Below are 24,170 nucleotides of genomic sequence, written 5' to 3' on the forward strand. Positions count from 1 at the left end.
GCCAACGACCTGTGCATGCAGATCCAGGCCGACGTGCTCGGCGTGCCCGTCTCCAAGCCGGTCGTCGCCGAGACCACCGCCCTGGGCGCCGCCTACGCCGCCGGCCTGGCGATGGGCTTCTGGAAGTCCACCGACGGGCTGCGGCAGAACTGGAACGAGGAGCGGCGCTGGGAGCCGAGATGGAGCGACGAGCAGCGCGAGCACGGATACACGGGCTGGAAGAAGGCCGTGGAACGCACGTTCGGCTGGGTGGACGTCGACTGACCGCGCGCCCCGCCGTACCCCGGCCGGGCGCGCCGCCGGACGCGCCGCCCGCCACGGCCGGACCGCCCGGTCCGGGAGGTCCGGGAACCACGCCCGCCCCGCACAGGCGGGGCGACGACACGGGAGGTGCCCGTTGAACGAGCCGGCATTGGGACCGCTGTACCGGGAGTCGGCGCTGCGGCGGATGGGTGAGAAAGAGTACGACGTACTGGTCATCGGCGGTGGGATCGTCGGCGCGGGAACCGCGCTCGACGCCGCGTCGCGTGGCCTGACGGTCGCGCTGGTCGAGGCGGACGACTGGGCGGCCGGCAGCTCCAGCAGGTCCAGCAAGCTGATCCACGGGGGCCTGCGCTATCTGGAGCAGTTCGACTTCGGGCTGGTGCGGGAGGCGCTGAAGGAACGCCACCTGCTGCTGACCCGGCTGGCGCCGCACCTCGTCTGGCCGGTGCCGTTCCTCTACCCGCTCACGCACCGCTTCTGGGAGCGGTTCTACGTCGGTGCGGGCATGACCCTCTACGACTTCCTGGGCGGGCTGCGCGCCGTCATGCCCCGGCACCGGCACCTGACCCGCCGCGGCGCCCTGCGGGAGGCCCCCGCCCTGCGCCCCGACTCGCTGATCGGCGCCCTGCAGTACTTCGACGCCCACACCGACGACGCGCGGCTGGCGGTGGCGATCGTGCGGACCGCCGCCCGGTACGGCGCCGCCGTCGCCAACCGGGTGCGCGCCACCGGCCTGCTCCGCGACGGCGAGCGCGTCGTGGGAGCGCGTGTGACGGATCTGGAGAGCGGCTCGGAGATGAACATCCGCGCCCGCGTGGTGATCGGCGCCACCGGGGTCTGGACCGACGAGATGCTGCGGCTGGCCGGGGCCGGGAAGAGCGCCGTCGTGCGGCCGTCGAAGGGGGTCCACCTGGTGGTCCGCCGCGACCGGCTCGACCTGCGCACGGCGCTGATCCTGCGGACCGAGAAGAGCGTGCTGTTCGTGATCCCCTGGGACGACTACTGGATCATCGGCACCACCGACACGCCGTGGACCCTGGCCCGGGACCACCCGGTGGCCAACCATGCCGACATCGACTACATCCTCGACCACGTCAACGCGGTGCTGACCACCCCCCTGGGCCACGACGACGTCGAGGGCGTCTACGCCGGGCTGCGGCCGCTGATCTCCGGCGCCGCGACCGGCACGGAGAAGCTCTCGCGCGAGCACCTGGTCGCCAACCCGGTGCCGGGCCTGGTGACGGTCAGCGGCGGCAAGTACACCACCTACCGCGTCATGGCCAGGGACGCCGTCGACGCCGCCGCCGACGAGCTGGGTCCCGGCGTGCCGGAGTCGGTCACCGAGCGGCTGCCGCTGCTGGGCGCGACCGGCTACGAGGCCGTGTGGAACGGCCGCCGCAACCTCGCCGAACGGTACGGGCTCAGCGTGAGCCGGATGGAGCGGCTGCTGCGCCGCTACGGGTCGGGCGTCGAGGAGCTGCTGGAGATCGTCGGGGCCGAACCCATGCTCGGGGAGCCGCTGTTCGCGGCGCCGGACTACCTGCGGGCCGAGATCGTCTACGCGGCGTCGCACGAGCAGGCGCTGCACCTTTCGGACGTGCTGGCCCGCCGTACCCACGTCGCCATCGAGCAGCGGGACCGGGGCCTGGCGGTCGCGCCCCAGGCGGCGGCCCTCGTCGCGCCGGTGCTGGGCTGGGACCACGAGACGATCCGGCGCGAGACCGATGAGTACCACCGGCTGGTCCACGCCGAACTGGCCGCCGAGAGGCAGCCGGACGACGAGCACGCCGAGGAGGCCCTGCTCTCCTCCCGCTGACGGCCCCCGGGTCTCCCCCGGCCCGCGCCCGCCCGAGGCGACGGGGTTCCCGCGGCTCCGTCCGGATGGCCGCCCCGGCCGGACCCCGGCCCGCGGGCGGCGGAGGCCCCGCGGTGACGCGAGGGTGCGGTGATGCCGCCGGACGGTGGAACGGCGGGGCGTGGATGGCGTACGGTCCTGTCATGTGCCGGAGCATCAAGACCCTTCGTGAGCCGTACGCCAGCGACGTGACGGACGAGGACGTGCGCGCCGCCGCGCTGCAGTACGTCCGCAAGATCTCCGGGTTCCGGGCCCCGTCGGCGCGCAACGCCGAGGTCTTCGACCGGGCCGTGGAGACCGTCGCCGCCGCGACCCAGGCCCTGCTGGACGAACTGCACCTCAACCGGCCGGCCGCGCGGCAGCCGGGCGCCTGACGGACGGCCGGCTCCCACCGCGGGTCACGTCCCGGCCGTCCCGGTCTGCGGGGCGGCCGGCCGTCCGGCTTCCCGGTGCGGGCCGCGTGAACCAGGCGGGGTCCGCGCGGGCCGGGCGGAGTCCCGCGTGGGTCAGGTGGGATCGGCCGGTTCCCCCTCGCGGGGCCGTACGAGGTCGCGCAGGCTCTCCGGGACGGGCGTGCCGGCGGGGAGGGAGTCCTGCCCCGCCGGCGCGGAGCCCTTCGACACGGCGCTCTTCGACACGGCGCCCGCCATCCGGTCGAAGAAGCGCAGCATCTCGACCGGGAAGGGCATCACCAGTGTGGAGTTGCGCTCCGCCGCGACCTCCACGACGGTCTGCAGCAGGCGCAGCTGCATGGCCCCCGGGGTGTCGTGCATGATGCCCGCCGCGTCGGCGAGCTTCCTGGACGCCTGGAACTCCCCGTCCGCCGTGATGACGCGGGCCCGGCGCTCGCGCTCGGCCTCGGCCTGGCGCGACATCGACCGCTTCATGGTCTCGGGAAGCTGAACGTCCTTGATCTCCACGCGGTCGATGTGGATGCCCCAGCCGATCGCCGGGCTGTCGATCATCAACTCCAGTCCCTCGTGCAGGCGCTCGCGGTTGCACAGCAGGTCGTCCAGCTCGCTCTTGCCGATGATCGAGCGCAGCGACGTCTGGGCCACCTGGCCGACGGCGAACAGGTAGTCCTCCACCTCGATGGCCGCCTTCATGGGGTCCACGACCCGGAAGTAGACGACCGCGTCCACCTTGACCGAGACGTTGTCGCGGGTGATGCCCTCCTGGGCGGGCACCGGCATCGTGACGATCTGGATGTTGACCTTCTTCATCCGGTCCACGACCGGGATGAGGATCGCCAGGCCCGGACGGCGCGGGGCCGGCAGCGCCCTGCCGAACCGGAAGACGATGCCCCGCTCGATCTGGTTGACCACGCGGGCTCCGCCGAGCACGACCCAGGCGATGAGGAAACCAATGATCCCGTACAGGATGTCAACGAACATCTCATACCCCCCTTTTCTTCAGCATTCGCCTGGTTTTTCACCGGCAAGTAGGGCCGAAGGTCCCGAAGGCGTAAGGACCTTTCCGGGCGGGTCCAAGGTCCCTTCCCCGCGTGCCGGGCAGGGGGTGACGCTGTGGCATAGGGGGTGTTCACCATGGAAGGCAAGCAGTGGAACGTGCAGATCTTCATCAGTGAGGACGACAACGACGACGTCACCACGGCCAGGGCCGTGCTGTTCACCGACCGCGGCAAGCGGCACGAGGGCGTCGCGCACGCGCGGCGCAACCCCGTCGACCAGCCGGTGCCGGAGATCGGCGACGAGCTGGCGGTGGGCCGTGCGCTGTCCACCCTGGCCGCCCAGCTCATCCAGGACGGCGCGCAGGACGTCGCCCAGATGGCGGGGTCCGCCCGCGAGTACGGGGGGTAGACGCGTCTCCCGCCGACGACCCCGCCGGACGCCCGGCGGGGCCGCCGTGTGGTCCACATCACAGCGGTGAAGAGTGTGTGCCCGGGACATGTCCGGGAGGTTCCGGCGGATCTACCGTGCGCTGAGAGAACCGGTGAACCCGGTTGCAAAAGGAGCACGTCATGGCCGGATCCCTCTCATCCCCCCGACTCCGCCCGTCACCGCCCTCCGCCGTCCTCACCGCCGCCACGACCGCGCTGCTCGTGCTGCTCGGCCTGCTCGGCGTGTCCCTCGCCGGGCCGCCCGCGCGGGCGGCGTCGCTGACCCAGGTCGGCTCGTTCGGTTCGAACCCCGGCAACCTCGCCATGTACGCCTACCGGCCCGACGGCCTGCCCTCCGGCCGGCCGCTGGTCGTGGCCCTGCACGGCTGCACGCAGGACGCGAACGGCTACTTCACGAACTCCGGCTGGCGCAAGTACGCCGACCAGTGGGGCTTCGCCCTCGTCCTGCCGCAGACCGGCACTTCCAACAACTCCTCGAAGTGCTTCAACTGGTTCGAGCCCGCCGACACCGGCCGGGGCCAGGGCGAGGCCGCCTCGATCCGCGCCATGGTCGCCTACGCGGTCGCCACCTACGGCACCGACCCCGCCCGGGTCTACGTCACCGGCCTGTCGGCGGGCGGCGCCATGTCCGCGGTGATGCTCGCGACCTACCCCGACGTCTTCAGAGCCGGGTCGATCGGGGCCGGGCTCGCCTACCGCTGCGCCACCAGCCTGATCCAGGCCACCTCCTGCCAATACAACGCCACGACCAGGACCCCCCAGCAGTGGGGCGACCTGGTCCGGGCCGCCTACGGCGGCTACTCCGGCCCCTACCCCCGCGTCGCCGTATGGCAGGGCACGTCCGACTACACGGTCACCCCGGCCAACGGCGCCCAGCTGCGCGACCAGTGGACGAACGTGCGGGGCGTCTCCCAGACCCCGGCCTCCACGACGAGCCTCCCCGGCGGCACGTCGATGAAGGTGTACGGCGACGACGACGTGCGCCTGTACGAGATATCCGGGATGGGCCACGGCCTGCCGGTCGACCCGGGCGGCGGCCCCGACCAGTGCGGTAGCAGCGCGGCGTACTTCCTCGACACCATCTGCTCGGCCTACCACGACGCGCGGTTCTTCGGCCTGGACGGCGGCGGACCGACCGCGACCCCGACCGCGACCCCGACGGCCACACCCACCGCGACCCCGACCGCGACCCCGACGGTCACGCCCACCGTCACCCCGACGGCCACGCCGACGATCGCCCCGGTCTGCGTGACGGCGAGCAACTACGCCCACACCACGGCGGGCCGCGCCTACGCCTCCGGCGGATACACCTACGCCAAGGGGTCCAACGACCCCATGGGACTGTGGAACACCTTCACCACCCACACGCTGAAGCAGACCGGTCCCGACCACTGGGTCCTGGCCGACGGCCGGTGCTGACCCGCGCGGGGTCGCGGGCCCCGGCTCGCCGGAGCCCGCGACCCCGCCGTACCGGCGGCCCCGTGACCGCGCATACCCGAACCCACGACCCGCGCCGCCGGGTCCCGCGGCCCGCGCCGTACCGGCGGGAGCCATGCCCCGCACGCCGTACCGACGCTCGTTCCGCCGCGATTACCCACCGAAGTCCATGTTCGGGTAAACAGAGAGTGATCCGCCTTCCTTCCGTGAAGGTCTCCGCGCGACGCGCGGTCACGTGATCGTTGAGTGCCGGGGCGGCGTCCCCCACGGCGTCCCCGCGCCGGCCGTCCCCTCCGGGACACTCCGGCCGCCTTTCTCCGATCACGTCGGCACCTGTCCGCCACCCCATCGGAAAGCCGCCCCATGAGCAACGACAGCACCGGCACGCCCGCCGAATTCGTGATCGCCTTCGACCTGTCCTCCGACGAGACGCGGCGACGAGCCGCGGTCGTCACCGCGCTCGGGGTGGCCTGGGACCCGCCGGCGGTGATGCGCGCCGAGCAGGAGGCCCACGACCTCCTCTACTCCGGCCTCGACCCGCGACAGCAGGAGACCTACGACATGCTCGTGGCGGCCGGGGTCCTCCCCGGAGGAGAGGCCGGCCGTGCTGCCCATTGATCCCAGCGCCGACCTGGGCCGCCGGGCCTGGGTCCCCTGCCCCGGATGCGGCGACCACCGGGACTGCGCCGACTGCGGCGCGGGCCGCAACTGCGCCGACCACTGGCGCTACCTCCTGGGCGTCACCGGCAGCCGCCTGCACCTGCAGTGCCCCGGCTGCACCCATCTGTGGGACCACGAGACCGGCTTCGGCGCGGGCGGCCCGCGCCCGTTCTGACCTCCGCTGATCGGCTCTGATCCGCTCTGACCGGCGGTGTGGCCGTTCGTGTCGGGGCCGCCCCACCGGGCAGACCTGCCGGTGCGGGGCGGCGACCGACGGGAGAGGCCGATGATGTTCGTGGGGACCTCCGGCTGGCAGTACGCCGACTGGCGCGGGAAGCTCTACCCTCCGGGGCTGCCCCAGCGGCTCTGGCTGGAGCACTACGGCGGGTGCTTCGCCACCGTCGAGAACAACAACTGCTTCTACCGGCTCCCGGCCCGCGAGACGTTCGAGGACTGGGCGGCGCGCACCCCCGCCGGATTCGTCATGGCGATCAAGGCGAGCCGCTTCCTCACCCACATCAAACGGCTCAAAGACCCCGAGGAGCCGGTCGGGCGCATGCTGGCGGCGGCCGGCGGCCTGGGCGGCAAACTCGGTCCCGTCCTGCTGCAGCTCCCGCCCACGCTGCGGGCCGACCCCGGGCGGCTCGACGCGTGCCTGCGGGCCTTCCCGGACGGGGTGCGCGTCGCCGTCGAGCCGCGCCACCCGTCCTGGTGGGCCGAGCCCGTCCGCGAGGTGCTGTCGGCGCACGGCGCGGCGCTGTGCTGGGCCGACCGGCTGGGCCGTCCCGTCTCCCCGCTGTGGCGCACCGCCGACTGGGGTTACCTGCGCTTCCACGAGGGACGCGCCCTCCCCCGGCCGTCCTACGGCGACGCCGCGCTCCGCTCCTGGCTGCGCCGTCTGGACCGGGAGTGGGGCCGCGACCGCGACGTCTACGTGTACTTCAACAACGATCCCGGAGGGGCCGCCGTACGGAACGCGGTACGTTACGCCGCGCTCGCGCGGGCCGGGGGCCGGCCCGTGAGCCGCACCCCCGGCGCCGTCCGTGACATCCCGGCCGGGGCGCGAGGCGGCGCCACCGGATACGGTGGCGCCGGAGACGACGGCACCGGAAACGGGAGAGACCATGACCACGACCGCGGGTGACGGCATCGACGTCGAGAAGGTCCGCCTGGAGACGCCGGGCTGCGCGTCCGTCACGCACCTCAACAACGCGGGGGCGGCGCTGCCGCCCGCCCCGGTGCTCGACGCGGTGACCGAGCACCTGCGGCTGGAGGCCCGTACCGGCGGTTACGAGGCCAACGACCTGGCCCGGGAGCTGACCGAGGGGTTCTACGACGCGGTGGCCGGGCTGGTCGGCGCCCACCGCGACGAGATCGCCTACGTGGAGAACGCCACCCGCGCCTGGGACATGGCGTTCTACGCGGTCCCGTTCGCCGCCGGCGACCGGATCCTCACCACCACCAGCGAGTACGCCAGCAACGCCATCGCCTTCCACCAGGTGGCGAAGGCGCGCGGGGTGAGCGTGGAGGTGCTGCCCGACGACGGGGACGGGCAGCTGTCCCTCGACGCGCTCGCCGCGGAGCTGGCCCGGGGCCGGGTGCGGCTCGTCGCGGTCAACCACGTTCCGACCCACAACGGCCTGGTCAACCCGGCCGCCGAGGTGGGCCGCCTGTGTCGGGAGGCGGGCGTGCTGTTCCTGCTGGACGCCTGCCAGTCGGTGGGCCAGCTCACCGTGGACGTCAGGGAGATCGGCTGCGACATGCTGTCGGCGACCGGCCGCAAGTTCCTGCGCGGCCCGCGCGGGACCGGGTTCCTGTACGTGCGGCGCGACCTCCTCCGGGAGCTGGAGCCGCCCTTCCTCGACCTGCACTCGGCCGTCTGGACCGCCCCGGACCGCTACGAGATCCGCGACGACGCCCGCCGGTTCGAGACGTGGGAACGCTACGTCGCGGGCCAGATCGGGCTGGGCGTCGCCGCCGGATACGCCGCCGCCCTGGGCGTGCGGGCCATCGAGGAGCGGGTGACCGGCCTGGCCGCCCGCCTGCGCGAGGAGCTCGCGGCGACGCCCGGCGTGACGGTGCTGGACCGCGGCGCCCGCCGCTGCGGCATCGTCACCTTCACCGTCGCGGGCCGCGAGTCCGCCGAGGTGAAGGGCGTCCTGCGGGAGCGCGGGATCAACGTCAGCGTCACCGACCACACCCACCAGCGTCTCGACCCGAACGCCGTGCCCGCCGCGGTGCGCGCCTCGGCGCACTACTACAACACCGACGAGGAACTGGACCTCCTGGTCTCCGCCGTCCGGGGGATCGCACCGCGACGTTGAGCACCCTCCGTGTCGGAATCGTCACAGCGGGGATAACCGGGAGGTGTCCGCCGATCCCGGCGCCGTGACGTTCCAGGGGGAGATATGGCTGCTCGAAGTGCCGGACCCGCCGCCGTGGCGATGGCGGCGCTCCTGACGGTGACCCTGCTCGGCGGGTGCGGCGGCGACCGGCGGCCGGCCGCCGCGCCGCCCGAGGTCCCGGTGGTCGCCACCTCGACGGCGGCGGCCCCTCCGCCGCACACGGGCCCCGACCTCGCGTACGACGGGGAGTGCCCCACGGGGGCCAACGCCAGGCCGCTCGCCAAGACGCGCTTCGCGCTGCACGCGGGCCTCGCGCTGGGGGCGTTCTACCGCTACATCTACCGGCCGCTGCGCAGCGGCGGGTTCAAGGCCGGGGCGGAGAAGCGCAAGCGCACCTTCGCGAAGGCGGCGGTGGCGGGCCTGTTCACCCTCCACGAGCTGAAGGTGGCCCGCGGCTTCGCGCTCGCCAACCCGGGCCTGTGCCGGAGCGTCAAGGCGGTGAGCGACCGCTTCGACGCGCTGACCGCCAAGCTGCGCAACGGCACGGCCACCGAGGCCGACGTGGCCGCGGGCAGGCAGGCGTTCGGCCAGCTCCAGCAGGGCGCCGCGCAGAACGGCTACGGCTTCAAGGAGAAGAACGTCACCGTCCCCGGCGCGAGCTGACCGGCCCGGCGCGCGCCGCGACGCCGCGGGAGCGCTGTACGGGGCCACCGCGGGAGCGCCGTACGGGCAGACCCGGCCTGGCGGGTTGCGGCCCGGCGGGATTGCGGGCCCCGATCGTGGGGAAACGGTTCCGCCGAGGGCGTGAGCGCCCGACCCCCCTACCCCCGCGGGAGCTGACACGATGCCGAGCCGACGACCGGCCAGGGGACGCCGGACCGGAACGAACCGGACCGGGAGGAGGAAGGGCCGGCGCGGCGGAGGGTTCGGGTGGGCCGACCTGTTCCTGTGGGGCGTGGCCGCCGTGCTCGCCTACGCCGCGCTGCGCAGCGCGCTGCCGTTCGCCCGGTCGCACCTGCCGTGGTTCGTGGCGTCGGCCGTCGCCGTGCTCGCCGCGGCGGCGGCCGTGCCGATCGTCCGGGCCCGGACGGTCGCCGCGCGGCAGCGCCGGTGGTTCGAGGCCAACCTGGAGCTGGAACGGGTCGACCGGCTGACCGGCCCGGAGTTCGAGACGCTCACCGCCGGGCTGCTGCGCCGGGACGGTTTCCGCCAGGTCCGGGAGCTGGGCGGCTCCGGTGACCGGGGCGTGGACCTCACCGCCGTCGGCCCGGACGGCCGGCGCTACGCCTTCCAGTGCAAGCGCTACGCCGGCAGCGTCGGCGCCCCGGAGGTCCGCAACTTCCTGGGCGCCCTGGCCCACGCGTTCGCCGGGCACACCGGCGTGCTGGTCACCTCCGGGCGGCTGACCCGTCAGGCCCTCGCCGAGGCCGGGGAGGCGGGCCTGATCCTCGTCGAGCGCGACCGGCTGGCCGGCTGGCTGCGGGGCGAGCCCCTCCCCCGCGAGCCCCTCCGGTCCGGCTGATCCGCGCCACCGCGGCGGCCCGGGGCCCCGGGCCGCCCGGGGCGTCCCTCGCGACGGACTCCGGGGACGCGATGCCCGCGAGGGCCGGCCCCGACCGCCCGGAGCGTCCGGAGCACGGGAGCGCCCGGTCAGGAGCGCAGCTCGGGGAAGTCCTCGTCGCGCCACTCCGCGGGCCGCCCGCCCGCGGGCACGGCCTCCTCCTCCAGGCCGCGCAGCTCGACCCGGCGGATCTTGCCCGACACCGTCTTCGGCAGCTCGGCGAACTCCAGGCGGCGCACCCGCTGGTACGGCGGCAGCCTCTCGCGGGCGTGGCGCAGGATGGCCAGCGCGGTCCCGCGGTCCGGCTCCCACCCGGCCGCCAGGGCGACGTACGCCTTCGGCACCGCCAGCCGCAGCTCGTCCGGCGCGGGCACCACGGCCGCCTCCGCCACCGCGGGGTGCTCGACGAGCACGCTCTCCAGCTCGAACGGGGAGATCTTGTAGTCGGAGGACTTGAACACGTCGTCGGTGCGGCCGACGTAGAAGACGTAGCCGTCGGCGTCGCGGGTGGCGACGTCGCCCGTGTGGTAGTGGCCGCCGGCGGTCGCCCGGGCGTGACGCTCGTCGTCGCCGCGGTAGCCGGTCATCAGTGAGACGGGCCGGCGGCCGAGGTCGATGCAGATCTCCCCCTCGTCGCCGGGCCGCCCGGTGACCGGGTCGACCAGAACCACCGGCACGCCGGGCAGGGGCAGACCCATCGAACCCGGTTTGACCGGCATGCCGGGGACGTTGCCGACCGACAGGGTGGTCTCGGTCTGGCCGAAGCCGTCGCGCAGGGTCAGCCCCCAGTGACGGCGGACCTGCTCGATCACCTCGGGGTTGAGCGGCTCGCCCGCCGAGACGACCTCCCGCAGCCGGCCAGGTCCGCCGGACAAATCAGCCTTTATCAGCATCCGCCATACCGTGGGCGGGGCGCAGAACGTCGTCACCCCCGCATCGCGGATCCGCTCCAGCAGCGCCCGCGGGTCGAACCGCCGGTAGTCGCAGACGAAGATGGTGGCCTCGGCGATCCAGGGCGCGAAGAAACAGCTCCAGGCGTGTTTGGCCCAGCCGGGCGAGCTGATGTTGAGGTGCACGTCGCCGGGGCGCAGGCCGATCCAGTAGGCCGTCGTCAGGTGGCCCACCGGGTAGGAGACCTGGCTGTGCTCGACCAGTTTGGGCCTGCTGGTGGTGCCGGAGGTGAAGTACAGCAGCAGCGGGTCGTCCGGCGCGGTGCCCGGGTGCGGCGCGGGCGGCGCCGGAGCGGCGTGGGCCTCGGAGTAGTCCGCCCAGCCCGCCGGGGCGCCGCCCACGCTGATCCTCGTGTAGTCACCGCCCACGCCGTCGAACTTGGCGGCGTCGGCGGCGCCGGCGACGACGTGCCGTACGCCGCCCCGCTCCACGCGGTCGGGCAGGTCGGCCGGGCCGAGGGCGGTGGTGGCCGGGAGGATCACCGCCCCGAGCTTCATCACCGCCAGCATCGACTCCCACAGCTCGACCTGGTTGCCGAGCATCAGCATGACCCGGTCGCCCCGGGAGACGCCGTGGGCCGCCAGGAACGCCGCGACCGCGTCGGAGCGGCGGGCCATCTCGTCGAACGTGAGGCGGGTCTCCGAGCCGTCCTCCCGGCTCACCCACAGGGCCGCGCGGTCGTTGCCCCGGGCGATCGCGTCGAACCAGTCCACGGCCCAGTTGAAGGGGCCCTCGAAGCGGGGCCAGGCGAACCGCGCGACCGCCCCGGCGTGGTCGCCGCCCGCGCCCAGCAGCCCGTCGCGGGCCCTGCGGTAGATCTCGGTGTTGCCGGTGGCGCCCATGGCGGCGGCTCCTCTCGACGGTCGCCCATCGGTGATCACCACACGGTACGCCCGCGCCGCCGCCTCCGGCAGCCCTCCACCGGCCGCCGTCCGGCGGCGGCGCGGGCGCACACCCCCGGAAAAAGACCGATTCCGCGTATTCCGCAGGACCGAAAAAGGATTTCCGATGGACTTCCCGATAACCTTCCGTATTCCAATTCCGATGCGTTATAGAAGTAAGTACCCCCGGTGATATATGGAGTGATGAATTCGTGGCGGGACGGCCGCTTCAGCTGGACGGCCTTTCCTGGGAGCACGGAGGAAGGCCCCGCACCCTGAACCCGGGTCTCCTGTCGGTCGCGGCGGGCCGGGTCGGGGTCGTGCTGGCGGAGGACGCCGGTGACGCGGACGCCTTCGCCGACCTGCTGCTGGGCCGGGCGTGGCCGATCCGTGGCCGGATACTGAGCGGGAAAGAGGAGGTCACCTCACTGTCCTCCCGGGAACGCGGAATCGCCCTGGTGCCGGCCGGGGGCGGGTTGCTGCCCCACCTGACGATCGAGCAGAACATCGTTTTCGGGTTGCGCGGCCGCGACGAAAAGGGACACCGGTACGGAAGGGACTTCCTGCGGGGGCAGGTGCGTTTCATCACCGACCGGCTCGACCTGGGCGTGCCGCTCGACCGCCGGCCGTACGACCTGTCCGCGGACCAGCGGCTCTGGGTGGCGCTCGCCCGCGCGATGTGCTACTGGCGGCGGCCGAACGCGGTGCTGGTGGAGGACCGCGCCGGCCACCCGCCCTGCCACTCGGTGGTGGGCAGGAGCCTGGCCGCCCTCCCGCACCTGCCGGTCCTGGTGGTCGGCGACGAGGACGACCGGATCGAGACACTGGGCACCCCCTCGGCCCGATGGGAGGTCGTCGATGCGGATGAACCGTAGGCGGGCCCTGGCCGCGCTGTCCGGACTGGCCGCGGCAGGGCTGACCGGCTGCTCCGCCGAGCGGCCCCTGCGGGTCGCGGTGGTGTGGAGCGGCTGGGAGCTGGCCCGCTTCCGCCGGGTCCTGGAGGGCGAGCCGGTGACCGTTTACTCGGCGGGGAACGACATCGCGGCGCTGCTGCGGAAACCGGTGGCCCCGGCCGCGACCCCCGACGTGGCGATCGTGCCGCAGCCCGGCCTGATCCGCGACCCGGAGATCCGCTCCCGGCTGCAACCGCTCACCTCGCAGGACCCGTCGTTCTGGCGGGACCTGGTGACCGGCCCGGGCGACGGGCAGGCCAAGGGCGTCTGGTTCAAGGTCGCGTACAAGTCGCTCGTGTGGTATCGGCCGGAGGCCGTGGCGTCGCCGCCCACCGGCTGGGAGGCGTGGTGGGCGCTGTGCCGGGACCGCGCCGCCTCGGGCCGCCCGCCGCTCTCCGTGCCCGCGGCCGACGGGTGGGCCCTCACCGACTGGTTCGAGAACGTCCTCCTCGGCCACGCCCCCGACCTGTACGGCAGGCTGCACCTGCTGGACCCGGCGGACTGGGGGGACGAGCGGGTGGCGCAGGCGTTCATCCGGCTGGCGTGTCTGTGGTCCATCCCCGGCCTGGTCCCCGGCGGGGGGCGGCGGGCGCTGGTCACCCAGTTCCACGACGCGATCCTCGACGTCTTCCGGTACGGCCGCGCCGACATGGTGGCCGGCCCCGACTTCGCCTGGCCGGTCATCGACCGCTACCGCTCCCCGGGCCGGGAGGCCCGCTGGTTCCGCTTCCCCTGCTCGGCCGGAGAACGGCCGCCCCTGCTGGTCGGCGGGGACGCCGTGGTCGCACTGGCCTCCTCCGAGGAGCGGGGCGAGCGGTTCGTTGCGCGGCTCACCGGCGGGGAGATGCGCGAACGGCTGGCCCCCTGGGCCAGGGCCGGCGGGTTCCTGTCCCTCGGCGCCGGCCTGCGCGACGACGACTACCCCGCGCCGGTGCGGCCGCTGGCGCGCGAGCTCCGTGAGCTCCGTGAGCTCCGCGGACTCGCGGAGTCCGGGAAGCCCGGCGCCCAGGCGACCGGCCGCTCGATCGCGTTCGACCTGTCCGACCAGCTCGGCGGCGCCCTGGCCGGCGGGGACGGACAGGGGCTCTGGCGCATCCTGACCGACCTGTTCGCCGCGGTCGCGGTGGATCCCTGTCCGCCCGGCAAGGCCGAGGAGGCCGCGCGGACCGCGCACGCCGCGGCGGTGGAAGCGGCGGCCTCGCGGGCGGACGGGTCATGAGCCGCGACGACGCCTTCCTCTTCGAGGCGGCCCCGTACCACGACATGCGCGCGCCGGCGAAGTCACCCGGCCGCGGGCGGTGGAAGGCGTGGCTGCTGTTGCTGCCCGCCGCCGGGCTGGTGGTCGCCGGCCTGCTCGTCCCGCTGGCCGCTACCGTGGTGACGAGCCTCACCGGGAAGGGCGGCCTGGACGCCTACCGGGACGTCGTGAACGACGCGCAGGTCCGGACGGCCCTGCGGAACAACGCCGACTGGCTGGGGCTCGCACTGGTGGTCTGCGCGCTCGGGCTGGGCCTCGCCTGGCTCGCCCGGGGTGTGGGACCGCGCCTGCGGAGGCTGCTGGTGGTCGCGCTGACGCTGCCCACGGTGACGTCCCCGCTGACCGCGGGCGTGATCTTCCGGATGATCTTCGCTCCCGACCCAGGCCTGGGCACGGTGAACGCCCTGCTGCCCGAGCCGGTGCTCTTCACCGGCCGCGGCTGGATCTGGCTGGTGCTGGGCCTGGCGTTCGCCTGGCAGTGGACGGGGCTGGCGTTCCTCGTCTTCCACGTGGGCCTGGCCAACCTTCCCGAGGACCTGCTGCGGGTGGCCGGGGCCTTCGGCGCGGGGCCGCTGCGACGCCTGCGCGCGGTGACGGCGCCCGCGCTGTTCCCCACGGCGGCGGTGGCGCTGCTGATCGTCCTCACCGCCGCGGCCCGGGTGTTCGACCTGGTCCTGGTGGGGGCGCCGGGTTCGGTCCAGCCTGAGGTGGACGTCGCCGGGCTGCTGTGGTGGCGCCGCCGTACCGTCCTCGGGGACGAGCGGGCGGCGGCGCTGGCGGTCCTGCTGACCGTGACGGCCGTCGCGGTGGCGCTGGTCGTGCTGGGGCGGCTGCGCCAGGACTGGCCCCATGCCGAGCGTCCGTGGCGGTGGCCGCCGCAGCCCGCGCCGGGCGGCCCCCGCGGGCCGCGGCGGACGGCGGCCGGGGCGGGAGACGCCCGATGGCCGCGGCGGGTGGCGGCCGGGGCGGTCACCGGCCTCTGGGCGTTCCCCTTCGTCGTCCTGCTGCTCACCTCGTTCCGGTCGCCGGACGCCGTGGCCACCTCCGGGTGGTGGACCGGCGGCTACGGGGCCGGCTCGTACGGCGAGGCGCTCGACGGCGGCTTCTTCGCGGACGCGCTGTGGGCCACGGCGCAGCGCGGGCTGCTGGCCGCCCTCCTCGTCGTGGTACCGGCGGTGATGGCCGCCTACGCCCTGACCCACGCGGCCCTCCCCCGCCGCGCGCGGCGGGCCGCCACCGCGGCGGCGGTCGTGCTGGCCGTCCTGCCGCCGCAGGCGCTGGCCGCGCCGCTGGGGTGGGCGCTGGGCGGGGTGCTGGGCAGCACGCTCGCCCTCAGCCCGGTGCACGCCGCGCTGCTGCTGCCCCTGGGGGTGCTGCTGCTGCGCAACGCGTTCATGTCGGTGCCGCGGCCTCCGGTGACCCGGCCGGTGGCGCCGCGCCGCACCGCGCGACGCTCGGCGCTGGCGCGGGTGGTGGGCGAGGCGGCCCCCGCGGTGGCGACGGTGGCGGTGCTGTCGTTCGTGCTGGTCTGGAACGACCTGGTCGTCAGCCTGCTGCTCAACTGGCCGGCCGCCGACCAGGCGCCGCTGACCATGCGGCAGGCGTCCCGGTACTTCACGACCTCGGCCGGGGAACTCGCCGCGCAGGGGGTGCTGATGACGGCGGTGCCCGCGGTGTTGCTGCTGGTGACCGGCGGGTGGCTGGTGCGGGGGCTGACGCAGGGGGTCCGCCGATGAGGCCGCGCGGGGCGCCGCGGCCCCGGGACAGGGCGCCGGCGGACAGGGTGATGGAGTTCTTCGGGTGGTTCGGCGGGGCCACCGTCATCGAGATCTTCTTCAACACCTTCCTGGACGTGGTCCCCCGGTGGGTGGCGTTCGCCGGGGGGATGGCGCTGTACGGCGTGGTGTCCGTCGTGCGGCGGCTGCGCCGGCCCAAGCCGCTCCCGTCGCCGAAGGCGCAGCCCCGGGGCCTCCCCGCGCCCGTCGAGCCGCTGTTCGGACGGGACGCGGAGATCGCCGAGGTGACCGGCAGGGCGGGGGAGCACCGGACGGTCGTCGTGCGGGGGGTGGCCGGGATCGGCACCAGCGCCCTGGCCGTCGCCGCCGGGTGGGCCCTGGTGCCCGACCCCGAGCGCCAGCACTACGTGGACCTGCGGGGACAGAACCGGTCCAGTCCGGAGAGCAGGCGAAGCGTGGCCGAGCGCGTGCTGCGCACGCTCGGCCGTCCGCTGGAGACGGCGACGAGCCTGGAGGCGGCGGCGCGGGAGGTGGCCGCCGCCCTCCGGGACCCCGGCCACCTGCTGCTCCTCGACAACGTCTCCCGGTGGCGGCAGGTCGGCTGGCTTCCGCGCGACGTACCGGAAAGCATGATCATCATCGCGGGCGCCCTCGACGCGGACGCGGACGACCCGCTCCCGGGGGACGTGGCGGTCGTCCGGCTCGGCCCCCTGGAACCCGCCGACGGCGTGGCGCTGCTGCGCTCGATGGTCCCGGACGCGTGGATCGAGGCCGACCCGGCGGCGACGCGGGAGCTGGCCGTCCGGTTCCTGGGCACCCCCGAGACCGCGGTCGGGATCGGCCGCTGGCTCGTCGACAACCCGATGGTCCCGATCGCGACGCTGGTGACCGATCTGGCGGGGCAGGGAGCCCACGACCTCGCCCTCCAGCGAGTGCTCGGCATGCGGGTGGCGCGGATGAACGCGGCGGCGCGGCGGTTGCTGGCGCTGCTGGCGCACGCGCCGGTCGCCGAGCTCGGCATCGACGAGATCGTCGCGCTCACCGGCCGGCCGGAACGCGACGCCGCCCAGGCCATGGAGGAGCTGTGCCGGCACGGCCTGGTGGACAAGGTGCGGGAGTCGCGGTACCGGGTGACGGACTCCGCCCGCCCCGCCGTACGGGCGCCGGAGGGCCGGGAGCGGGCGGCGTGGCAGGACCTGGCCGAACACCTCGCCGACCGGGCCGACTCCTTCGTCGAACGGCTTCCCGCGAAGGACGCCCGCGACTGGTTCGCCCTGGAGGACAGAACGCTGCTGCAGATGCTGGGAGAGTACCGGCCCAACCGGGGCAAGGGCGGTCCCCTGTGGCGGATCGCGGACGCCCTGGAGGCGTGGTTCGCCTTCGAGCAGCGCACCGAGGAGCGGCGGGAGACCGCCCTGGCCCTGGCGAAGGCGGCATCGAACCTGGGGAACCAGGCGGTCCAGGCGACCGCCGAGCTGCGGCTGTGCCTGATCGCCCTGATGCTCGGTGACCCCGGCGCCGCCGAGCGGCATCTCGGCCGGGCCGAACGGCTGCTGACGGACCCGGATTCCTGGCCCGCCCAGCTGCACCTGGCGCGCGCGGTGACGCTGCTGGCCAGGGGCGACGAGTACACCGCGGTGGAGTCGTCACTGGTGCGGTACGGCCAGGCCCTGCCCGGCGGGGACGTCACCGGCCGGGCGGTCCTGCGGCTCGACATGGCCGTCCTGCATGTGCGCTGGGGGCAGGTCTGCGACTCCCAGGGGCGGAGGAAGGAGGCGCGGCACCTGTACGAGGGGGCGGAGGAGCTGCTCATGCGGGCCCTCGGCGGCCCCGCGTCCGCGGGTGACACGCACGTCGAGGCGCACGTCGAGGCGCACGTCCGGGAGGTCCTCGCGCTCGTCCACCGGTACCAGGGTCAGGAGGACGAGGCCCTGGAGGGCTGGGCGAGGGCCGCCGAGCTGTACGAACGGTCCGGCGACGGGTCCGGCCGGCTCCGCTGCCAGGTGCACCGGGCGGCGGCGCTCCCCGGGAAACGGCATGAGGAGGCCGCCGGGCTGCTGCGTTCGGCGCTGCGGCGGCTGCCGCCGACCGGGGTCACCACCGCGCTGGCGAACCTGCACCTCGCCCGGCTCGACCCCGCGGGAGCGCCCGAGCGGCGCGGGGCGGGGCTGGCGGCGCTGGCGCCGTGGAACGGGATCTCCGAGCCGCTCCAGGTGGCCGAGATCCGGCGGCGGCTGGAGCGCCTGCCGTCCTCTCCCTGAGAGGCGGCGGCCGGGGCCGCCCGCGAGGCCCGGCGGGGACGGGGGCCACGGCGTCGGGCGAGGCCGTTTCGGCCACCCGTGAAACATTCCGGCCTGACGCGACAAGTAGGGGTGACCGCAAGAGACCCGGAAACCGTCTGGACACCGATGTCATTCGCCTCCCCCCTGTTCCTCTGGTTCTTCATGCCGGTCACGCTGCTGGCCTACCTGCTGTTCCCGCCGCGCCACCGCAACGCGGTCGTCGCCGTGGCCAGCCTGTCCTTCTACGCCTGGGGCGCCGGAGCGCACACCCCGCTGCTGCTGTCGGCCATCGCCGTCAACTACGGGGCCGGCCTCGCGCTCGGCGGGGCGCGGCTGCGGGACCGGCCCCGGGCCCGCCGCGGTGTGCTGCTGGCCGCCGCCGGGTGGAACGTGGCGGTGCTCGCGGTGTGGAAGTACGCCGGTTTCGCCACCGAGCAGATCGATGTCCTGGCGGGCGCGCTGGGGCTGGGCCACAGCCCGATCGTGACCCTGGCCCTGCCGGTCGGGATATCGTTCTTCACCTTCCACCACCTCTCGTACGTGGTGGACGTCTACCGCGGCAGCACGCCCGCCCAGCGAAGCCCCGTCCGGTTCATCACCTACATCGCGATGTTCCCCCAGCTCGTCGCCGGGCCGATCGTCCGCTACCGCGAGATCTCCGGGCAGCTCGGCGAGGTCCCCCGGGACCGCCTCGGCGACCTCGCCGCGGGCTTCCCCCGCTTCGCCCTGGGCCTGGCCAAGAAGGTGATCGTCGCCGACTCGCTCGCCGCCGTCGCGGACGCGGCGTTCACGCACGCCGGCGGTCCCGTCAACACCCCGACGGCGTGGCTGGGTGCGTCGGCCTACACCCTGCAGATCTACTTCGACTTCTCCGGCTACTCGGACATGGCCGTCGGACTGGGCCTGATGTTCGGGTTCCGGCTCCCGGAGAACTTCGACCGGCCGTACTCGGCGTACTCCGTCACCGACTTCTGGCGGCGCTGGCACATGTCGCTGTCCCGCTGGTTCCGCGACTACGTCTACATCCCGCTGGGCGGCAACCGCGGCGGCGCGGCGAAGACCCACCGTAACCTGCTGGCCGTCTTCGTGCTCTGCGGCTTCTGGCACGGCGCCGACTGGACCTTCCTGGTGTGGGGGCTGTACCACGGCGCCCTGCTGGTGGCCGAACGGCTGCTCGGCTGGGATCGCCCGCCGGGCGGCGTCCCCGCCCTGGTGCTGCGCCGCGGCGTGACCCTGCTGCTGGTCGTGGTCGGCTGGGTGTTCTTCCGGGCGGAGAGCATGGCCGAGGCGTGGGACATGCTGGGGGCGATGTTCGTCTGGCGGCCGGGTGAGCTCGACGAGTTCGTCGCGTTCGCCGCCAACCACCAGCGGATGGCCGTCTTCGCGCTGGCGCTGGTCGTGGTGGGGCTGCCGGCCTCGCCGGCGCTCGGTCCGCTGATCCAGGCGGGGCGGGGACGGATGGCACGGCCGGCACGCGCCGCGGTGACGTGGGTGGCCGCTCCCTACGCGGCGACGCTCGTCGCCGCCGGCACCTTCAGCCCCTTCCTGTACTACCGGTTCTGACGTTCCGGCGAGTTTCCGAGTGAGGACACCGATGATCGCTGTACGGACCGAACCCGTGCCGTCCGAGAGGGAGCGCCGTCCGGCGGCGCGGCGGCCGATGACGCGGCGACCGATGACGCGGCGACCGATGGCGTTACTGGCCGCGGTGCTGTTCTTCGCCGGTCCCGCCCTGGCCTTCGCCGCGGGCGACCGGGCGGTGGAGATCGAGAACCGGAGGCTGCCGGAGTTCCCGGCGCTGTCGCGCGGCTGGGACGCCGTTCCGGAGGTGGAGGCGTGGGCGACGGCCCACCTGCCGCTGCGGCGGTACGCGGTCCGCGGCAACGCCGCCCTGTCGGAGTTCCTGTTCGGGGAGGCGCCGTCGTACGGCACGGCGGACGCGTCGGGCTATCCGCGGGTGATCGAGGGGCGCGAGGGCTGGCTCTACTTCGGCGACGACGTGACGGAGGCGTGCCGGCCGCGCCGGCCGGTCGGCGAGACCCTGGACCGCCTGCGCCGCCTGGCCGGGATCGTACGGGGATCCGGCAGGCGGTTCGTGTTCACCGTGGCCCCCGACAAGACCACGGTCAGCCCGGACCGGCTGCCGGAGCGCTTCCCCGGCCGGGACTGCCTCCGGGAACGCAAGCGGGAGTTCTGGGCGGCGCTGCGGGCGGCGAACCTGCCCGGTTACGTGGATCTCCGGCTCCCGCTGGAGCGGGCGCAGCGGGAGTCCGGCACGCCGGCGTACTGGCGGACCGACAGCCACTGGAACGAGCGTTCCGCCGGACTGTACGGCGCGGAGCTGGCCCGGGCGCTCCAGCCCGGCCTGTCCCGGGACACCCGGCTGGTGAAGGACGGGCGGGCGCCGCGAAACGGCGATCTCGGCGGGCTGCTGGGCATCCCCGTCGAGGAGACCGTCGACCGGTGGCGGCTGGTCCGGGACGGCGTGCGGCGGGTCCGGCAGGACGACCGCGAACTGCCCGTGTCGTTCGGCGCCGTCAACGCCTCGGACCGGGCGCCGCTGTTCCGGCCCCGGACCCTGCTCATCGGGGACTCCTTCACCCGCAATTCGCTGCCGTGGGTGCTGCCGTACTTCGCCGACGTCACCTACCTGCGCGACGACGCACCCGCCACGGCGGGGCCGGACCGCGTCGCGGACAAGGTGGCCCGGAGCGAGACGGTGGTGCTGGAGATCGTGGAGCGTCACCTCGTGGGCGGCCGCGCCGAGATGCTGGACGACGCCGTGCTGGCCGCTCTGGAGCGGGCGCTCTGAACGGCCCGGCCGGGGGCCGGGCCGTTCAGAGCGCCCTGAGGAACCGGGCGGCGATGGGCGCGGCCACCGCGCCGCCACCACCGCCGTGCCGGACGAACACCGCGAAGGCCACCGAGTCGCGGTAGCCGACGAACCAGGCGTGCGACGCCCCGTCGCCCACCTCGGCGGTGCCCGTCTTGCCGGCCGTGCCGGGGGGCAGGCCGGCCCGCGCGGCGGTGCCCTCGGTGACCACGGCCGCCATCATCGCGCGCAGCGCGGCGGCCACGCCGTCGTCGAGCGGGACGGCGGCCGGCAGACCGGGGGCCGGCCGGTCCGTCATGACGGCGGGCTGCCACACGCCGCTCGCCGCGGCGGCGGCGACCTCCGCCATGCACAGCGGGCTGGCCAGCACCGAGTTCTGGCCGATGGCGTCGGTGGTGAGCTCGTCCCGGGTCTCGCCCCGGCCGATCCGGCACGTGCTCAGGCCGGGCTTGACCCGGAAGCCGAACCGGTCGGCGGCCTCGGCGGCCAGCCGTCCGTCGCCCAGCCGCTCGTAGGTCTGCTGGGCGAACGTCGTGTTGCACGAGAACGCGAAGGCCGCGGTGAGGGTCACCGTGCCGTGGTCGACGCCGCCGTCGTTGCTGAAGGTCTTGCCGTTGGGGACGGTGTAGGCCGCCGGGCACGGCAGCGGCGTGTCCGGGGTGAGGCCGCCGCGCAGCAGCGCGGCGGCGGTGACGATCTTGAAGGTCGAGCCGGGCGGGTAGAGGCCGGTGAACGCGGCCTGGCCTTCGTCCAGGGTGTCGGCCACCGCGAGCACCTGGCGGCTCCGGACGTCGAGGGCCACGATCGCGGCGGGCCGGTCGACGCCGTCCAGGGCCCGGGCCGCGGCGGCCTGCACCGGCCGGGAGATCGTGCTGCGCCTGCCGTCCAGCGGGGGCACCGGGGCGGCCAGCAGTTCGCGGCCCGAGGGCCGCTCCACCAGGGCGGGCACCGTCACCGTGCCCTCCAGCCCGGAGACGTAGCGGTCGGCCCTGCTGCGCCTGGGGAACGGCTCGCCCTCCCGGGTGAGGGTGGCGGGCCGGCGGAACGCGGTCTCGGTGCGCTGGACGGAGCCGCCGTCCCTGAGCGACGGGTGCATCGTCTCGGGGGTCCACATCACCTTCCAGGCGTCGTCCCGCCGCGTCAGGTGAAGCACCGAGGCGAACTCCCAGGGGTCGTCGAAGCCCTCCATCTGCCGGACCCCGTGGAAGGCGAACTCGGCCGTCGCCGCGTCCTCGCGCAACGTCTCACCGAGGGTGAGGGACAGCGAGGAGACCCTCAGGTCGCGGTCGAAGCCCAGGTGCCGCCCGGCGAAGTCGGCCGGCGGGTCGGCGACCAGCGCGGCCATCGCGGTCAGATCCCCGTCCTGCCACGCCTCGACGTACCGCGCCGCCGCCGCCTCGGGGGTGGCCGGGACGGCGGGCGCCGAGGTCGCCGGGGTCACGGGGGTCGCCGGGGCCGGGGTGGGGGCCTGGCCGGGCGGCTCCTCGTCGGTGAGGGTGATCTCCCTCGTCGGGCCGGGCGACCGCGCCGGGGAGGCTCGCCCGGCGTCCGGCGCGGTCAGCAGGCCGTACACGCTGACGACGACGATCGTCACCGCCGTGCCGATCAGCGCCAGAAGCCGTTTCCTGCGCATGCCTCACCCCCTGGGGTTTCCAGGGGTGTATACCACCGGTGATCCTCCCGGGTCACCCGAACACGCATGAAACGGGCGCTCTCCCCCCGATCTGACCCGGCGCGGGGTCAGCGCGCGGGGACGGCTCCGCGGGCGGCGGCGACGAACTCGCGGATGAGCCCGGCGTCCTTCATCCCGGGCGCGGTCTCCACCCCGCTCGACACGTCCACCCCCCACGGCCGGGCGGCGTCGATCGCCTCGGCCACGTTCGCCGGGTCCAGGCCGCCGGCCAGCATCCACCGGCCGGTGGGGCGCCCGCGCACCGCGGCCCAGTCCCACGGCTCCCCGGAGCCGGGCCTGGGCGCGTCCACGATGAGCAGGTCCTCGCCGAAGGCGCCACAGTGCGGGTCGGCGCTCGCCGACCCGGCGCGGACCAGGGTGAGCCCGAGGTCCCGCAGCGCGGCGAAGTCCTCGCGCGGATGGTCGCCGTGCAGCTGTACGGCGCGCACCCCCGCCTCCAGCGCGGCGGCCCGCACCTCGTCCGGGGACTCCCCGGCGAAGACCGCCACGGTCAGCACGTGCGGCGGCACCGCCGCGGCCAGCTCCCGCGCCAGGGCGGGGGCGATCCGCCGGGGACTCCGGGTGAGGACGAAGCCGACCGCGTCCGCGCCCGCCTCGACGGCGGCCGCCACATGCCCGGGCTCGCGCAGCCCGCAGATCTTCACGTACACCCTCGGCACCCTAGTACAGCGGTGACGCCCGGCGGCGAGGGCGGACGCCGGACCGGGCCGCGGCGCGCGGCCTCCCGGGGACTCCACCCGGCGGCGAGGGGCCGCCCCCTGGGCCGGGAGGCCGGATCCGGTGTCCGGTGTCCGGTTCGCGAGGTGCGGGCCGATCGGCCGGGGACGGCGAGGATGAACGTCCCTCTCCCCGGGGACCTTCGTCGCTGCCCCCGGCCCGCCCCGGGGCGGCACGATTGAGCCGGACACGAGGAGGTCAGCGATGACGATGCAGGTGAAGGACATCATGGGCAAGGTGGCCATCGCCGTCCGGCAGGACGCGCCGTTCGCCGAACTGGTCGCCACCATGCAGCGGTTCAAGGTCGGCGCGGTGACGGTGATCGACGCCGACCGGCGACCGGTGGGCGTGGTGGCGGACGACGACCTCCTGCTCAAGGAGACGACCGGCAACCGGTACGGCGCGGCCCTGTTCGAGGGCCGCGAGCAGCGCCGGGAACGTCGCAAGGCCGCGGGGACCATCGCGGCCGCGATCATGACCAGCCCGGCGATCACCGTCACGATCGGCACGCCGGTGCGGGACGCGGCCCGGCTGATGCACACCGCCAGGATCAAGCAGCTCCCGGTGATCGACCCGGTGACCGGCAGGATGGTGGGAACCGTCCACCAGCGCGACCTGCTGAAGGTCTTCCTGCGGCCGCCGCAGGACGTCCGGCGGGAGGTCGAGGACGTTCTGGCCGGGCTCGGCGTGCCGGTCGAGGACGTCACCGTGGAGGTCGAGGCGGGCGTGGTCACGCTGACCGGCCAGGTCCCCCGCAGCTCGCAGGTCGCCGCGGCCTCCGCCGCCGTCCACGAGGTGGACGGGGTGGTGGACGTCAGGGGCGACCTGACCTACCAGACGGACGACCTGCTGCTCGTCCCGCCGATGTACTAGGGCGTGTACC

22 protein-coding genes are annotated in these 24,170 nt (G+C 74.6%); 18 read left to right on the forward strand and 4 right to left on the reverse strand.

The window, feature by feature from the left end:
• The 3 genes from IEZ10_RS26645 to IEZ10_RS26655 form a co-directional block, all read left to right on the forward strand.
• Nucleotides 1-264 (forward strand): FGGY-family carbohydrate kinase (locus tag IEZ10_RS26645; RefSeq protein ID WP_268246375.1); only part of this gene is annotated, 264 nt, incomplete at its 5' end.
• Between the two features lie 184 nt (nucleotides 265-448).
• Nucleotides 449-2,080, forward strand: a complete 1,632-nt coding sequence (locus tag IEZ10_RS26650) for a glycerol-3-phosphate dehydrogenase/oxidase (RefSeq protein ID WP_189249472.1) — start codon at nucleotides 449-451, stop codon at nucleotides 2,078-2,080.
• 182 nt (nucleotides 2,081-2,262) lie between these two features.
• Nucleotides 2,263-2,493, forward strand: coding sequence for a DUF2277 domain-containing protein (locus IEZ10_RS26655; RefSeq protein ID WP_189249272.1), 231 nt, complete (start codon nucleotides 2,263-2,265; stop codon nucleotides 2,491-2,493).
• Nucleotides 2,494-2,625: 132 nt separating this feature from the next.
• Here the strand turns inward: IEZ10_RS26655 and IEZ10_RS26660 are convergent, their stop codons facing one another.
• Entirely contained in the window at nucleotides 2,626-3,513 is an 888-nt protein-coding gene (locus IEZ10_RS26660) for a slipin family protein (RefSeq protein WP_189249273.1), read from the reverse strand.
• 153 nt (nucleotides 3,514-3,666) lie between these two features.
• Between IEZ10_RS26660 and IEZ10_RS26665 the strand changes: the two genes are divergently transcribed.
• From IEZ10_RS26665 to IEZ10_RS26700, 8 genes are all read left to right on the forward strand, one after another.
• Complete coding sequence (locus IEZ10_RS26665; RefSeq protein ID WP_189249274.1) at nucleotides 3,667-3,939, forward strand: DUF1876 domain-containing protein; 273 nt, start codon at nucleotides 3,667-3,669, stop codon at nucleotides 3,937-3,939.
• A 161-nt stretch (nucleotides 3,940-4,100) separates the two neighbouring features.
• Entirely contained in the window at nucleotides 4,101-5,399 is a 1,299-nt protein-coding gene (locus IEZ10_RS26670) for an extracellular catalytic domain type 1 short-chain-length polyhydroxyalkanoate depolymerase (protein WP_189249275.1), read from the forward strand.
• A 381-nt stretch (nucleotides 5,400-5,780) separates the two neighbouring features.
• Entirely contained in the window at nucleotides 5,781-6,035 is a 255-nt protein-coding gene (locus IEZ10_RS26675; RefSeq protein WP_189249276.1) for a DUF6400 family protein, read from the forward strand.
• Nucleotides 6,022-6,252, forward strand: coding sequence for a hypothetical protein (locus tag IEZ10_RS26680; RefSeq protein WP_189249277.1), 231 nt, complete (start codon nucleotides 6,022-6,024; stop codon nucleotides 6,250-6,252). Before IEZ10_RS26675 ends, IEZ10_RS26680 begins: the two co-directional genes overlap by 14 nt.
• A 111-nt stretch (nucleotides 6,253-6,363) precedes the next feature.
• On the forward strand, nucleotides 6,364-7,221 hold the full coding sequence (locus IEZ10_RS26685) for a DUF72 domain-containing protein (RefSeq protein ID WP_189249278.1): 858 nt from the start codon (nucleotides 6,364-6,366) through the stop codon (nucleotides 7,219-7,221).
• Nucleotides 7,202-8,401, forward strand: a complete 1,200-nt coding sequence (locus IEZ10_RS26690) for an aminotransferase class V-fold PLP-dependent enzyme (RefSeq protein ID WP_189249279.1) — start codon at nucleotides 7,202-7,204, stop codon at nucleotides 8,399-8,401. The genes IEZ10_RS26685 and IEZ10_RS26690 overlap by 20 nt, the downstream gene beginning before the upstream one ends.
• An 84-nt stretch (nucleotides 8,402-8,485) precedes the next feature.
• Complete coding sequence (locus tag IEZ10_RS26695; protein WP_189249280.1) at nucleotides 8,486-9,085, forward strand: hypothetical protein; 600 nt, start codon at nucleotides 8,486-8,488, stop codon at nucleotides 9,083-9,085.
• A gap of 181 nt (nucleotides 9,086-9,266) precedes the next feature.
• The gene (locus tag IEZ10_RS26700) at nucleotides 9,267-9,944 is read left to right on the forward strand and encodes a restriction endonuclease (protein ID WP_189249281.1); all 678 of its coding nucleotides are present in this window, start codon (nucleotides 9,267-9,269) and stop codon (nucleotides 9,942-9,944) included.
• Between the two features lie 128 nt (nucleotides 9,945-10,072).
• On the opposite strand, the gene IEZ10_RS26705 is transcribed toward IEZ10_RS26700, so the two are convergent.
• Nucleotides 10,073-11,776, reverse strand: a complete 1,704-nt coding sequence (locus IEZ10_RS26705) for an AMP-binding protein (protein ID WP_189249282.1) — start codon at nucleotides 11,774-11,776, stop codon at nucleotides 10,073-10,075.
• A gap of 251 nt (nucleotides 11,777-12,027) precedes the next feature.
• On the opposite strand from IEZ10_RS26705, the gene IEZ10_RS26710 reads away from it, so the two are divergent.
• From IEZ10_RS26710 to IEZ10_RS26735, 6 genes are all read left to right on the forward strand, one after another.
• A complete protein-coding gene (locus IEZ10_RS26710) occupies nucleotides 12,028-12,690 on the forward strand; it encodes a P-loop NTPase family protein (RefSeq protein WP_189249283.1) in 663 nt (220 codons plus the stop codon).
• On the forward strand, nucleotides 12,674-13,987 hold the full coding sequence (locus tag IEZ10_RS26715; protein WP_189249284.1) for a hypothetical protein: 1,314 nt from the start codon (nucleotides 12,674-12,676) through the stop codon (nucleotides 13,985-13,987). Before IEZ10_RS26710 ends, IEZ10_RS26715 begins: the two co-directional genes overlap by 17 nt.
• Nucleotides 13,984-15,762, forward strand: coding sequence for an ABC transporter permease subunit (locus IEZ10_RS26720; protein WP_179817860.1), 1,779 nt, complete (start codon nucleotides 13,984-13,986; stop codon nucleotides 15,760-15,762). The genes IEZ10_RS26715 and IEZ10_RS26720 overlap by 4 nt, the downstream gene beginning before the upstream one ends.
• 50 nt (nucleotides 15,763-15,812) lie before the next feature.
• Nucleotides 15,813-18,023, forward strand: coding sequence for a tetratricopeptide repeat protein (locus IEZ10_RS40055; RefSeq protein WP_189249285.1), 2,211 nt, complete (start codon nucleotides 15,813-15,815; stop codon nucleotides 18,021-18,023).
• Between the two features lie 147 nt (nucleotides 18,024-18,170).
• Entirely contained in the window at nucleotides 18,171-19,607 is a 1,437-nt protein-coding gene (locus IEZ10_RS26730) for an MBOAT family O-acyltransferase (protein ID WP_189249286.1), read from the forward strand.
• A gap of 112 nt (nucleotides 19,608-19,719) precedes the next feature.
• Nucleotides 19,720-20,856 (forward strand): alginate O-acetyltransferase AlgX-related protein, encoded by a 1,137-nt coding sequence (locus IEZ10_RS26735; protein WP_189249287.1) that lies wholly within the window; start codon nucleotides 19,720-19,722, stop codon nucleotides 20,854-20,856.
• A gap of 25 nt (nucleotides 20,857-20,881) precedes the next feature.
• Here the strand turns inward: IEZ10_RS26735 and IEZ10_RS26740 are convergent, their stop codons facing one another.
• Nucleotides 20,882-22,510 carry a penicillin-binding transpeptidase domain-containing protein gene (locus IEZ10_RS26740; protein ID WP_189249288.1) on the reverse strand — a complete coding sequence of 543 codons (1,629 nt, stop codon included), beginning with the start codon at nucleotides 22,508-22,510 and terminating at the stop codon, nucleotides 20,882-20,884.
• A 107-nt stretch (nucleotides 22,511-22,617) separates the two neighbouring features.
• Nucleotides 22,618-23,220 (reverse strand): phosphoribosylanthranilate isomerase, encoded by a 603-nt coding sequence (locus IEZ10_RS26745; RefSeq protein ID WP_189249289.1) that lies wholly within the window; start codon nucleotides 23,218-23,220, stop codon nucleotides 22,618-22,620.
• 271 nt (nucleotides 23,221-23,491) lie between these two features.
• Here IEZ10_RS26745 and IEZ10_RS26750 point away from each other — a divergent pair, with 271 nt between their 5' ends.
• Nucleotides 23,492-24,160, forward strand: coding sequence for a CBS domain-containing protein (locus tag IEZ10_RS26750; RefSeq protein WP_229811674.1), 669 nt, complete (start codon nucleotides 23,492-23,494; stop codon nucleotides 24,158-24,160).
• The last annotated feature ends 10 nt before the right edge of the window (nucleotides 24,161-24,170 follow it).

The organism is Streptosporangium pseudovulgare, assembly GCF_014648055.1.
In the GTDB taxonomy this organism is placed as follows: domain Bacteria; phylum Actinomycetota; class Actinomycetes; order Streptosporangiales; family Streptosporangiaceae; genus Streptosporangium; species Streptosporangium pseudovulgare.